Source organism: Enterobacter cloacae complex sp. P43RS (assembly GCF_014930585.1).
Classification (GTDB): Bacteria; Pseudomonadota; Gammaproteobacteria; order Enterobacterales; family Enterobacteriaceae; genus Enterobacter; species Enterobacter bugandensis.
Map to the genome: position 1 here is coordinate 32,551 of NZ_JADBRJ010000013.1, position 12,755 is coordinate 45,305.

The window sequence follows — 12,755 nt, forward strand, 5'->3', positions numbered from 1 at the left end:
AGAAACGGCTAATTATGACACAAAATGACCTGTTTGAATATACAGTATTGGAATGCATTTTCTGATTCACTGTGTAACAATGTTGAGTTCGCGGGAGAACTCTGGAACGTGCTACGCAACTATCAAAGTGCAGCATGGAAATGGTACACTCGCGCGTTTACACTATTAAGAAACGTATTCAGGAGACACGAACATGGCCAGCAGAGGCGTAAACAAGGTGATTCTCGTCGGTAATCTGGGCCAGGACCCGGAAGTACGCTACATGCCGAGTGGTGGCGCAGTTGCCAACATTACGCTGGCTACTTCCGAATCCTGGCGTGATAAAGCGACCGGTGAAATGAAAGAGCAGACCGAATGGCACCGCGTTGTGCTGTTTGGCAAACTGGCAGAAGTAGCCGGTGAGTATCTGCGTAAAGGTTCTCAGGTCTATATCGAAGGCCAGCTGCGTACCCGCAAATGGACCGACCAATCCGGTCAGGAAAAATACACCACGGAAGTGGTGGTGAACGTGGGCGGCACCATGCAAATGCTGGGTGGCCGTCAGGGCGGTGGCGCACCGGCAGGTGGCGGTCAGAACCAGCAGCAGGGTGGTTGGGGTCAGCCTCAGCAGCCGCAGGGCGGCAACCAGTTCAGCGGCGGCGCGCAGTCTCGTCCGCAGCAGCAGTCTGCTCCTGCTCCGTCTAACGAACCGCCAATGGACTTCGACGACGATATCCCGTTCTGATCAACGGATGCTAAAACAAAAAACCCAGACATCGTCTGGGTTTTTTTATTGCTGAAGGGATCAGGTAATCACCATCGGCCAGTCTGGTGGGGTGTGTTTCATCGCCTCAACCATCACCACTTTTATATTTTCCCAGACCGCGGCCATATCCAGCAGGGTAATGCCCAGCAGGCCCGTTGCGAACCAGCAGGCCGCGCCAAGCCCTAACAGGGTACTTATGACGGCAAGACCCGCGTAGTCGGATTTACGAAACTGAATGTTCAGCGTGCTGGCTAAAAACATCAAAACCGCGCTCAACAAGGGCCAGCGCAGGAGAACCATGCTGGTAGTAATGGTTGCCATAAAACCCATCCTCTACAAAACAGACGAACTGAATGAAACAGTGTTTCTCGTTACACAATATGTGTGAACTATATCACATTTGTTGATTTATTAGCCAGTGCCTGCGTAGCCAAAAAAGGGGATTTTATTACCCGAAAAAAAGAGCATGCGGTTCGGGACCGCCTTCGCACAGGGGGAGGCGGATCCACAACGCGCTGAGGTAATCCCGTCGGGTAAGTGGGGAAGAGCATCTGGAGGCAGAGAGACGGCCAGCCGTGCCGTTTTTAGGGGGCGCATTATTTTCTGATAATATTGTGGTGATGTCTGATTATTTATAAAACAACGAACAAAATATACCCGCAGAAATAGGATAAAACGTCACGTTGGTGTTGTACTTTTTTCATGCCGCCAGAAGTTTTGCTTAATCAGCGATCCTCTGTTGTGTTCTCTTCAAACCTCCCGTACGCGATGGATAATTATTTTCCTTAATTAAAACGGAACGAATACTTACAGTTTAGCTTACGGGAAAATATTATCGTCATAACGAAATTTAAGATTTTTAATACTAAAAGTCAGTTGCTAACTTCGCATGATTCATGCAACGTAATCACCTGTTTAACAAAGCATCCGGCCTTCATTACTACAGGCGTACAACATGCAGGGATATAGGGCGGGAAATGAATCGTAGCGCGCGGCGCAAAATGCTCAGAGTGGTAGGGATCATCATGGTAGTTATGCTGCCGGTGATGCTTGCTCTATGGTTTGCCCAGCTACGAGCCGAGTCGGAAACGAGCGCTCAGCTACGGACATTTGCTGAACTGGCTTTAGACAAAACAGAACTGGTAATTCAACAAGTTGAACTGGCCAGGGGCGAGGCAGAAAAATATCAGGGTGAACGTTGTACGCCGGAACATCGTCAATATATGTTGAACGTTGTTCGTGGCCGCCTGTTTGTCGCCGATTTAATTTATGCTGAAGGTCAGAATTTTCTTTGTTCGACCGTTTTTACACCGGATCAACCCTACGTCATTCCGGTCGCTAATTACACGCGTAAACCTGACGTTGCTATCTATTATTTTCGCGATACGCCATTTTATACTGGCTATAAAATGACATATATGCAGCGCGGAAATTATGTCGTGGTGGTCAATCCGCTTTCTTACAGTGAAGTGATGTCTACCGATCATTCCCTCGCATGGGGGGTATACGACACGGTAACTAATGCCTTCTTTTCCGTCAGCCAGAAAGCCAATGCGACTTTATTAAATTCGATGATTCGGGATAAGGAATCGGTATTTCAAAAAGATAACCGTTTCTATACCGTCGTGAAATCGACAAATCGGCCTATTGCCGCCATCGTGTCGACGTCAGATAAACGTTTTTATGAAACGCTCTATCACCAGGCGACGTTGACGCTACCGCTGGGAATGATCTGCAGCATTATTATTTTGCTGGTGTGGTCCCGCACCCATCGTGAGCTTAATTCGCCGGGGCGCTTACTGCACCGGGCGCTGAACAAGCGCCAGCTTTGTGTGCACTATCAGCCGATTATTGATATCAAGAACAACCAGTGTGTGGGGGCAGAGGCGCTGTTGCGTTGGCCTGGTTTCAATGGGCAGGTAATGAGCCCGGCTGAGTTTATTCCGCTTGCGGAAAAAGAGGGAATGAGCGAGCGGATCACGGATTATGTCGTTGAGGAGGTATTCAGCGATCTGGGCCATTTCCTGGCGGCGCATCCGCATCTCTATATTTCGATCAACCTGTCGGCCACGGACTTCCACTCCTCGCGGCTGATCGCCATGATTTCTGACAAGGCCCGGCACTACGCCGTACGCGCCCAGCAAATTAAAATTGAAGTGACGGAACGCGGCTTTATCGATGTGCCAAAAACCACGCCGGTGATTCAGGCCTTCCGTCAGGCGGGCTATGAAGTGGCGATCGATGATTTCGGGACCGGTTATTCCAACCTGCACAACCTCTACTCGTTGAACGTGGATATTCTGAAAATCGATAAATCGTTTATCGACACCTTAACCACCAACAGTACCAGCCACCTGATCGCCGAGCATATTATCGAGATGGCGCAAAGCCTGCGGCTTAAAACCATTGCGGAAGGGGTTGAGACGGCTGAGCAGGTGAGCTGGCTGTTGAAGCGCGGCGTTGAGTTCTGTCAGGGATGGCACTTCGCGAAAGCGATGCCGCCCCAGGAGTTTATGACCTGGCAGCAGCAACCTTTGCACTGATATGCATTAATTCAACTGGTGGCGATAATCGCTCGGCGTACGGTCAAACTCGCGGCGAAACACGCGGGAAAAGGTTTGTTGCGAGACATAGCCAAGATCCATCGCGATATCAAAAATCGGCCGCTGCGTTGAGCGTAACGCCTGCGCCGCCAGCAGGAGCCTGCGCTGGCGAATGTACTCCCCCAGCGTCTGGTGCATGACCGTGCGGAACATTCTCTGTAAATACCATTTCGAATAGCCCGATTTTTTTGCGACCACATCAATGTTCAACGGTTGGTCGATATGATCGTCAATCCATTCAATAAGTGTCTGAATAATTTGCTGATGCGACATAAGGTTGCCCCTCTGTAGATACAACTTTCTCGGTTGATTCGTCGTTTTCTCTGCGGGGGAGTATAATTCCTCAAGTTAACTTGAGGTAAAGAGGTTTTATGGAAAAGAGATTGCCGCGCATTAAAGCGCTTTTAACCCCCGGCGAAGTGGCAAAGCGAAGCGGCGTTGCGGTATCGGCGCTCCACTTCTATGAAAGCAAAGGGTTAATTAAAAGCATCCGTAACGGCGGAAACCAGCGCCGCTACACCCGTGACGTGCTCCGCTACGTGGCGATTATCAAAATTGCGCAACGCATCGGCATTCCCCTGGCGACAATCGGTGAGGCATTCGGCGTGTTGCCGGAAGGGCATACGCTTAGCCCGAAAGAGTGGAAAGAGCTTTCGTCCCAGTGGCGTGAAGAGCTGGACAGGCGTATCCACACGCTGGTGGCGCTGCGTGACGAGCTGGACGGCTGTATCGGCTGCGGCTGCCTGTCCCGTAGCGACTGCCCGCTACGTAACCCTGGCGACAGGCTGGGCGAGCAGGGGACCGGGGCGCGGCTGCTGGAGGAGGATTAAGTTCTTGCGGCAAAAAGCATAATAAAGAACTAAAGCGCCACTAAGGGCGCTTTAGTTTTTCCCGGTCTTTGTCTTTCTCTCTATCCCGCTGGTTCACGGGAGGGTTTCCCCCGACATCAGCACCCCTCGTGTCGAGCTGGTTGGGGAGGTTCCGGATTGTGCTGACACTTTAATTCTATGCAAGACCCGTTTTTTCGCCAGCCGCGCTAGCCGTTTTTTAGACGAAATTTTTTCGCGGTGTTGTTCGATTTTCTATAGTTAAAAAGTATGAATAACAGGAGAAAATCATGCTCACGGTACATCACCTTAACCAGTCGCGCTCGCACCGCGTGATCTGGGCGCTGGAAGAGCTCGCCCTGCCTTATGAGATTGTTCACTACCAGCGCGAAAAGAACATGCTGGCACCCGAGTCCCTCAAAAAGGTGCATCCGTTGGGCAAATCGCCGGTCATTGAAGATAACGGGCTGATCCTTGCGGAGTCAGGCGCCATTCTGGAGTATCTGCAGGAAACCTATGATGCCGAATCGCGGCTGAAGCCTTTAGACCCCGCGCATAAGGTGCAATACCGCTTCTGGCTGCATTACGCAGAAGGGTCGCTGATGCCGCTGCTGCTCATGAAGCTGGTCTTCAGCAGCCTGGGCAAGCCGCCCGTGCCGTTTGGCATCCGAACGCTGGGCAAGGCGCTGGGGCAGGGGGTACAGAAAGCGTATCTCAACCCCCAGCTGGAGACCCATGCGCGCTTTATTGACTCACATCTTGCTAAAAACAGCTGGTTTGCCGGAGAGACGTTAAGCATGGCCGACATTCAGATGAGCTTCCCCCTCTTTGCCCTGCTGGCGCGCGGCGGCATTGCTAATCTGCCGCATATTCAGGCATGGAAGCAAAAAGTGGAAACGAGTCCTGGCTGGCAAAGAACCCTGCAACAAGGTGGCCCGTTAACGATCCCGGGCGAGGATTGAAATGTAAACAAATTGCGCATAGACGATAACGTTTGCGCATCCTCTGTTTATTTCTTCATCGTCATAAGTGAATTTTAGCGAAAAACGACAAAGTTCAGTTGAAAAGGGCGGGTATTAGGCTGGATAATCGTTTGCCTTAATTTGACCACCCGTTTTATAAGCGCGGAGCTAAACGTTTGCTTTTTTTGTGACGCCCTTTCGTCGCAAACGCAACACACGGATTTGACGTTTTAGCTGGCAGCGGTGTCTCCACCACGCTTATGGACGTTCTATAAAAACTCTCAGGGGATGTTTTCTATGTCTACGCCATCTGCGCGTACCGGCGGTTCACTTGACGCCATGTTTAAAATTTCGGCTCGTGGCAGCACCGTGCGCCAGGAAGTCGTTGCCGGTCTGACCACGTTTCTGGCGATGGTTTACTCCGTCATCGTGGTGCCGGGCATGCTGGGCAAGGCGGGCTTCCCGCCTGCGGCTGTCTTTGTCGCCACCTGCCTGGTGGCTGGCGTGGGCTCCATCGTAATGGGCCTGTGGGCGAACCTGCCGCTGGCGATTGGTTGCGCCATCTCTTTGACCGCCTTTACCGCGTTCAGTCTGGTGCTGGGCCAGCAGATCAGCGTACCGGTTGCCCTCGGCGCCGTGTTCCTGATGGGCGTACTGTTTACCGTTATTTCTGCCACCGGCATCCGTAGCTGGATTTTGCGCAACCTGCCGCAGGGCGTGGCGCACGGCACCGGTATCGGTATCGGCCTGTTCCTGCTGCTGATCGCTGCCAACGGCGTGGGTCTGGTCATCAAGAACCCGCTGGACGGCCTGCCGGTAGCGCTCGGTCATTTCGCGAGCTTCCCGGTCATTATGTCGCTCATCGGTCTGGCGGTGATTATCGGCCTGGAAAAACTGAAGGTGCCGGGCGGCATTTTGCTGACCATTATTGGCATTTCCATCGTCGGCCTGATTTTCGATCCGACCGTTCACTTCTCCGGTATTTTCGCCATGCCGTCGCTGAGCGATGACAAAGGCAACTCCCTGATCGGCAGCCTGGATATCGTCGGCGCGCTGAACCCGGTGATCCTGCCAAGCGTGCTGGCGCTGGTGATGACCGCGGTATTTGACGCCACCGGTACCATTCGCGCGGTGGCCGGTCAGGCCAACCTGCTGGATAAAGACGGTCAGATTATTGATGGCGGCAAAGCGCTGACCACCGACTCCCTGAGCAGCGTCTTCTCTGGTCTGGTGGGGGCGGCGCCTGCGGCGGTGTACATCGAATCTGCAGCGGGTACGGCGGCAGGCGGTAAAACCGGCCTGACGGCCATCACCGTCGGCGTGCTGTTCCTGCTGATCCTGTTCCTCTCTCCGCTCTCCTACCTGGTGCCTGCGTATGCGACCGCGCCAGCGCTGATGTACGTCGGCCTGCTGATGCTGAGCAACGTGGCGAAAATCGATTTTGCGGACTTCGTGGATGCGATGTCCGGCCTGATTACCGCAGTGTTTATCGTCCTGACCTGTAACATCGTGACCGGCATCATGATCGGCTTCGCCTCGCTGGTGATTGGCCGCCTGGTCTCCGGTGAGTGGCGCAAGCTGAACATCGGCACCGTGGTGATCGCCGTTGCGCTGGTCGCGTTCTACGCGGGCGGCTGGGCAATCTAAATTATCCATTGATGCGAAAACGGGTGGCTCAGGCCGCCCGTTTTTATTTTCAGGACTCATCCCGTTGCCTTTTGCGTTACTCTGGAGAGGATAGAATAAGAGGCACGACGCCTCAGGTTTGGCTTAAAAAGAAACACAGCAAACAGGGAACGCATGGAAATTTTCTTCACAATACTCATCATGACCCTTGTGGTCTCATTATCCGGGGTGGTTACACGCGTACTGCCCTTCCAGGTCCCCCTGCCTTTAATGCAAATAGCCATCGGCGCGCTGCTGGCGTGGCCGACGTTCGGTCTGCACGTGGAGTTCGATCCGGAACTTTTCCTCGTGCTGTTTATCCCGCCGCTGCTGTTTGCCGATGGGTGGAAAACGCCGACGCGCGAATTTCTTGAGCACGGGCGAGAGATCTTCGGCCTGGCGCTGGCGCTGGTGGTCGTTACCGTGGTCGGGATTGGTTTCCTGATCTACTGGGCCGTACCGGGTATCCCGTTAATTCCCGCCTTTGCGCTGGCCGCCGTGCTGTCGCCGACCGACGCCGTGGCCCTTTCCGGCATTGTGGGTGAAGGGCGCATTCCGAAGAAAATAATGGGCATTTTGCAGGGCGAGGCGTTGATGAACGACGCTTCCGGCCTGGTGGCCCTGAAGTTTGCCGTGGCGGTAGCCATGGGCACCATGGTCTTTACCATTGGTGGCGCGACCCTGGAATTCTTCAAGGTGGCGATTGGCGGTATTCTCGCGGGCTTCGTGGTGAGCTGGCTGTACGGTCGTTCGCTGCGCTTCCTCAGCCGCTGGGGCGGCGATGAACCGGCGACACAAATCGTTCTGCTGTTCCTGCTGCCGTTTGCCTCTTACCTTATCGCTGAACATATCGGCGTCTCGGGCATTCTGGCGGCGGTAGCGGCGGGGATGACCATCACCCGTTCCGGCGTGATGCGCCGCGCGCCACTGGCGATGCGCCTGCGCGCCAACAGCACCTGGGCGATGCTGGAGTTTGTCTTTAACGGCATGGTCTTCCTGCTGCTGGGCCTGCAACTGCCGGGCATTATGGAATCCTCGCTGATCGCGGCGGAGGCGGATCCAAACGTTGAAGTCTGGATGCTGTTTACCGATATCGTGCTGATCTACATGGCATTAATGTTGGTGCGTTTCGGCTGGCTGTGGACGATGAAAAAGTTCAGCGTCCGCTTCCTGACGAAAAAGCCGATGGAGTTCGGCTCCTGGACCACGCGCGAGCTGCTGATTGCCTCCTTCGCGGGCGTACGCGGGGCGATAACCCTCGCCGGTGTGCTCTCTATTCCGCTGCTGCTGCCGACGGGCGACGTCTTCCCGGCGCGCTACGAACTGGTGTTCCTGGCGGCGGGCGTGATTCTCTTCTCGCTGTTTGTCGGCGTGATTATGCTGCCGATTTTACTCCAGCACATTGATGCCGGTGACTCGACCCAACAGCACAAAGAGGAGCGGATAGCCCGTGCGGCGACGGCAGAAGTCGCGATTGTCGCCATTGAGAAGATGGAGGAGCGTCTGGCTGCCGATGCCGAAGAGAACATTGATAACCAGCTGCTGAAGGAAGTCAGTTCACGCGTGATTGGTAATTTGCGCCGTCGTGCTGACGGACGTAACGACGTGGAAAGTTCGTTGCAGGAAGAGAACCTCGAGCGTCGTTTCCGTCTGGCGGCGCTGCGCTCCGAGCGTGCCGAGCTGTATCACCTGCGCGCGACGCGTCAGATCAGCAACGAGACGCTGCAAAAGCTGCTGCACGATCTGGACCTGTTAGAAGCGCTGTTAATAGAGAATCAGTAGCGCGTTGTTGCCCGGTGGCGCTACGCTTACCGGGCCTACGTTTGAACCGTAGGCCGGGTAAGGCGAAGCCGCCACCCGGCACTATTCAGACCGCACCCAAAACCCCTCACAACATTGCAGCCACGCCTGTGCGCTGTGCGAAAGATACACTCCTTCACGCCAAATCATCCCCAACTGCCAGTGCAGGTCACTCTCCAGCGGGATCCAGCGGAGCGTGTTTTTATCAAGCCGCTCGCAGATCGGCTGCGGCAGAATGGCAATTCCCACGCCCGCCTGCACCATTGCCGCCAGGAAATCCCACTGGCCGCTGCGTACCGCAATGCGCGGCTTCACGTTATGGTGGTTAAACAGAGTCATCAACTGGCGGCTTAAGGCGAAGTCTTCGTTGTAGATCAGCAGCGGGTGTTCGCCGAGCAGATCGGGCTTCACTGAGTCTATCTTCAGCCAGTCGCCGGAGCGGGGCACCAGCACGCACAGCGGATGGCTGAACAGCGGCAGCGTTGCCAGCCCGCTCTCTTCCTCCACGGGAAGGGCCGTCATCGCCACGTCCAGCTCGCCGTTGATCACCGCCTGCTGCACGGTCAGGCCGCCAAACTCAGATATTTTAAGCTCAACGCCGGGGTAGCGCTGGCGGAACAGGCTTATCGGCCCGGCCATCATCATGCCAACCATCGGCGGAATGCCGAGCCGCAGCAGACCTTTCGTCAGGTGGTTGATGTCCGCAAGCTCGGCCTCAAGCTGGCGGAACTCCGCCAGGATCGCCAGCCCGCGCTCGAACACCACGCGTCCGGTATCGGTCAGCAGCAGCTTGCGTCCGTCGCGGATCAGCAGGGTACAGTTCAGCTCGTCTTCGAGGTTTTTCAGCATTTTGCTGATGGTTGGCTGGGTAACGAACAACTTCTCCGCTGCGCGGGTAAAACTTTGCTGGCGAACCACCTCGACAAAATAGCGCAGCGTTCTTATGTCCATGATTATTCCTCGAAACTATACCTTCGATGATTTTAATTCATTTCAGTCGATGACGTACGCTCACTATACTGGCGCCTCGTCTCAATTCTGAGGAAAAAACCCATGGCCGTGGCGTTAAGCCGTGTTACGCCTGCCGTTGTGCAACGACTCCAGGTCCCGGTTCAGGTACTGCTCTACGCGGGACTGTTTGTTTTTGCGGAATATCTTGTCGACTGGCTGCACCTGCCTTTACCCGCCAACCTGGTAGGGATGGTGCTGATGCTGGCGCTGATCCTCTGCCGCGCGTTGCCCCTCAGCTGGGTGCGCGCCGGCGCGCGCTGGCTGCTGGCGGAGATGCTGCTGTTCTTCGTTCCGGCCGTGGTGGCGGTGGTGAACTATGCGCAGCTGCTGATGGTCGACGGCTGGCGCATCTTCACGGTTATTGCCCTGAGCACGCTGATGGTGCTGGGTGCCACCGCCTGGGTGGTGGATAAGGTGTACCGGTTCGAAATCAGCAGGCAAAAGCATGACTAACTTTCAGATAAGCGTGCTGTGCCTGATCGTGACGGTCGCCATCTACTTTGCCAACAAGCGCCTGTATCGCCGCTTTCGCACGCTGCCGCTGATGCCGCTGGTCTTCACGCCCATCCTGCTGGTGCTGATGCTAGTCTTCGGCCATATCTCCTGGCAGAACTACATTGGTGAATCCCACTGGCTGCTGTGGCTGCTCGGCCCGGCGACTATCGCCTTTGCGGTGCCGGTGTATGACAACCTGGCGATTATCAAACGCCACTGGATGTCGCTCAGCGCGGGCGTCGTCACCGCGACGGTGGTGGCGGTCTGTAGCTCCGTCTGGCTGGCGCGGCTGTTTACCCTCTCCGATGAAATTCAGCGCAGCCTGGCCGTGCGCTCGGTGACCACGCCGTTTGCGCTGGCGGCCGCCAAACCGCTCGGCGGGCAGCCGGACCTGGTGGCGCTGTTTGTGGTGGTGACGGGCGTCTTTGGCATGGCGGTGGGGGATGTGCTGTTTCTGCGGCTGTCCATTCGGGAAGGGATGGCGAAAGGAGCAGGGTTTGGCGCGGCATCTCACGGGGCAGGCACGGCGCGTTCGTATGAGCTGGGTCAGCAGGAAGGGGTCGTTGCAAGCCTGGTGATGATGCTCTCGGGCGTAACGATGGTGCTGATTGCGCCGCTGGTGGCGTGGGTGATGTTTTAAGCTCCCCGGCCAGAGCAACCGGGGAGAAAGGCTTAGTGTGCGCGGCCCTGCTCAACGCCGAGGCCGGTTTGTGAGCGGATAAACTGGGCGCGGAATTTCTCACGCTCCAGGTTACCCTCCGGCGAGTTGTCGGTAGCCGAGAAGACCCAGATACCGATAAACGCCACGGCAATGGAGAACAGCGCCGGGTACTCGTACGGGAAGATAGCGCTTTCGTGACCGAGGATCTGCACCCAGATGGTCGGGCCGAGGATCATCAGAATTACCGCTGTCAGCAGGCCGAGCCAGCCGCCTATCATCGCCCCACGGGTGGTCAGTTTGGACCAGTACATGGAGAGCAGAATGATTGGGAAGTTACAGCTTGCCGCAATTGAGAAGGCCAGCCCCACCATGAAGGCGATGTTCTGCTTCTCAAACAGGATCCCCAGCAGAATAGCGACCACGCCCAGCACCAGCACGGTGATTTTGGAAACCTTCAGCTCGTCGCGCTCGCTCGCGCCTTTACGGAAGACGTTGGCGTAGAGGTCGTGCGATACCGCAGACGCGCCCGCCAGCGTCAGCCCGGCGACCACCGCAAGGATGGTGGCGAAGGCCACGGCGGAGATAAAGCCGAGGAACAGGTTGCCGCCCACCGCGTCGGCCAGGTGCACCGCCGCCATGTTGTTACCACCAATCAGCGCACCCGCCGCGTCTTTAAACGCCGGGTTCGCGCCCACCAGCATGATCGCGCCGAAGCCGATGATAAAGGTCAGGATGTAGAAGTAACCCATAAAGCCGGTGGCGTAGAAGACGCTCTTACGCGCTTCACGCGCGTCTGACACCGTGAAGAAACGCATCAGAATGTGCGGCAGGCCAGCGGTACCAAACATCAGGCCGAGACCGAGAGAGAGCGCGGAGATCGGATCTTTCACCAGCCCGCCCGGGCTCATGATCGCTTCTCCTTTCGGGTGGACAGCCATCGCTTCGGTGAACAGGTTATTGAAGCTGAAGCCGACGTGTTTCATCACCATAAAGGCCATAAAGCTCGCGCCGAACAGCAGCAGTACGGCTTTGATGATCTGCACCCAGGTGGTGGCCAGCATGCCGCCGAACAGAACGTACATCACCATCAGCACGCCCACCAGCACCACCGCGACGTGGTAGTTCAGGCCAAACAGCAGTTCGATAAGCTTGCCCGCGCCCACCATCTGGGCGATCAGATACAGCGCCACCACCACCAGCGAGCCGCAGGCGGAGAGGGTACGAATCGGCCCCTGCTTCAGGCGATAGGATGCCACGTCAGCGAAGGTGTAACGTCCCAGGTTGCGCAAGCGTTCGGCAATCAGGAACAGAATGATCGGCCAGCCGACGAGGAAGCCGAGGGAGTAGATCAGGCCGTCATAGCCGGAGGTGTACACCAGCGCGGAGATCCCGAGGAACGAGGCGGCGGACATAAAGTCACCCGCAATCGCCAGGCCGTTCTGGAAGCCGGTAATGTTGCCGCCCGCAGTGTAGTAATCGTTACGGGAGCGAACGCGTTTCGACGCCCAGTACGTAATGTACAGCGTCAGCACCACGAAAATCAGGAACATGATAATCGCCTGCCAGTTGGTTGGCTGGCGCTGTACCTCGCCGGTAATGGCATCCGCCGCGTGGGCGGCAAAGGGAAGTGTGGCGGCTAGCGCCGTCAGGATTCGCTTCATGATGCTTTTACCTCTTGCAGCACTGCTTTATTAAGACGATCGAATTCACCGTTCGCGCGCCAGACGTAGACGCCGGTCAGCACAAACGAAATCACGATCACGCCAATGCCAATGGGGATACCGCGCGTCACGCTGGTGCCCTCATGTAACGGGGTGCCCAGCCAGTGCGGCGCAAAGGCGATCAGCAGAATAAAGCCGACGTAGATAATCAGCATGATGATGGAAAGGGTGAAGGCAAACCGTTGCCGCTTATCGACGAGCTCCCTGTAGTGCGCACTATTCTCTATCTGCTGACAAATATCGTTATTCATCACAGAAATCTCCA

Annotated in this window: 13 protein-coding genes; 8 read left to right on the plus strand and 5 right to left on the minus strand. The window is 55.9% G+C overall.

What is annotated here, in order from left to right:
- Window positions 1-193 precede the first annotated feature (193 nt).
- Window positions 194-724, plus strand: coding sequence for a single-stranded DNA-binding protein SSB1 (gene ssb1 / locus IM294_RS19600; protein ID WP_006810470.1), 531 nt, complete (start codon window positions 194-196; stop codon window positions 722-724).
- Between the two features lie 60 nt (window positions 725-784).
- Here ssb1 and IM294_RS19605 read toward each other — a convergent pair whose 3' ends face one another.
- A complete protein-coding gene (locus IM294_RS19605; RefSeq protein ID WP_126818756.1) occupies window positions 785-1,066 on the minus strand; it encodes a YjcB family protein in 282 nt (93 codons plus the stop codon).
- A gap of 656 nt (window positions 1,067-1,722) precedes the next feature.
- Between IM294_RS19605 and IM294_RS19610 the strand changes: the two genes are divergently transcribed.
- Complete coding sequence (locus IM294_RS19610) at window positions 1,723-3,288, plus strand: EAL domain-containing protein (RefSeq protein WP_028015177.1); 1,566 nt, start codon at window positions 1,723-1,725, stop codon at window positions 3,286-3,288.
- A gap of 6 nt (window positions 3,289-3,294) precedes the next feature.
- On the opposite strand, the gene soxS is transcribed toward IM294_RS19610, so the two are convergent.
- On the minus strand, window positions 3,295-3,621 hold the full coding sequence (gene soxS / locus IM294_RS19615; RefSeq protein WP_008503387.1) for a superoxide response transcriptional regulator SoxS: 327 nt from the start codon (window positions 3,619-3,621) through the stop codon (window positions 3,295-3,297).
- A gap of 98 nt (window positions 3,622-3,719) precedes the next feature.
- Between soxS and soxR the strand changes: the two genes are divergently transcribed.
- From soxR to IM294_RS19635, 4 genes are all read left to right on the plus strand, one after another.
- Window positions 3,720-4,178 (plus strand): redox-sensitive transcriptional activator SoxR, encoded by a 459-nt coding sequence (gene soxR / locus IM294_RS19620; RefSeq protein WP_023331806.1) that lies wholly within the window; start codon window positions 3,720-3,722, stop codon window positions 4,176-4,178.
- A gap of 287 nt (window positions 4,179-4,465) precedes the next feature.
- On the plus strand, window positions 4,466-5,137 hold the full coding sequence (locus tag IM294_RS19625) for a glutathione S-transferase family protein (protein ID WP_028015178.1): 672 nt from the start codon (window positions 4,466-4,468) through the stop codon (window positions 5,135-5,137).
- 297 nt (window positions 5,138-5,434) lie between these two features.
- Entirely contained in the window at window positions 5,435-6,784 is a 1,350-nt protein-coding gene (gene ghxP, locus IM294_RS19630) for a guanine/hypoxanthine transporter GhxP (protein ID WP_028015179.1), read from the plus strand.
- A 153-nt stretch (window positions 6,785-6,937) separates the two neighbouring features.
- On the plus strand, window positions 6,938-8,584 hold the full coding sequence (locus IM294_RS19635; RefSeq protein ID WP_028015180.1) for a Na+/H+ antiporter: 1,647 nt from the start codon (window positions 6,938-6,940) through the stop codon (window positions 8,582-8,584).
- Window positions 8,585-8,665: 81 nt separating this feature from the next.
- Here the strand turns inward: IM294_RS19635 and IM294_RS19640 are convergent, their stop codons facing one another.
- On the minus strand, window positions 8,666-9,553 hold the full coding sequence (locus tag IM294_RS19640; RefSeq protein ID WP_041911529.1) for a LysR family transcriptional regulator: 888 nt from the start codon (window positions 9,551-9,553) through the stop codon (window positions 8,666-8,668).
- 102 nt (window positions 9,554-9,655) lie between these two features.
- Here IM294_RS19640 and IM294_RS19645 point away from each other — a divergent pair, with 102 nt between their 5' ends.
- Both IM294_RS19645 and IM294_RS19650 read left to right on the plus strand, forming a co-directional pair.
- A complete protein-coding gene (locus tag IM294_RS19645; protein ID WP_126818757.1) occupies window positions 9,656-10,066 on the plus strand; it encodes a CidA/LrgA family protein in 411 nt (136 codons plus the stop codon).
- A complete protein-coding gene (locus IM294_RS19650; protein ID WP_045630755.1) occupies window positions 10,059-10,748 on the plus strand; it encodes an LrgB family protein in 690 nt (229 codons plus the stop codon). The genes IM294_RS19645 and IM294_RS19650 overlap by 8 nt, the downstream gene beginning before the upstream one ends.
- A gap of 32 nt (window positions 10,749-10,780) precedes the next feature.
- On the opposite strand, the gene actP is transcribed toward IM294_RS19650, so the two are convergent.
- Both actP and IM294_RS19660 read right to left on the minus strand, forming a co-directional pair.
- Window positions 10,781-12,430: a cation/acetate symporter ActP gene (actP, locus tag IM294_RS19655; RefSeq protein ID WP_047366862.1), complete on the minus strand. Its 1,650-nt coding sequence runs from the start codon at window positions 12,428-12,430 to the stop codon at window positions 10,781-10,783.
- On the minus strand, window positions 12,427-12,741 hold the full coding sequence (locus tag IM294_RS19660; protein WP_028015185.1) for a DUF485 domain-containing protein: 315 nt from the start codon (window positions 12,739-12,741) through the stop codon (window positions 12,427-12,429). Before IM294_RS19660 ends, actP begins: the two co-directional genes overlap by 4 nt.
- Window positions 12,742-12,755: the final 14 nt, after the last annotated feature.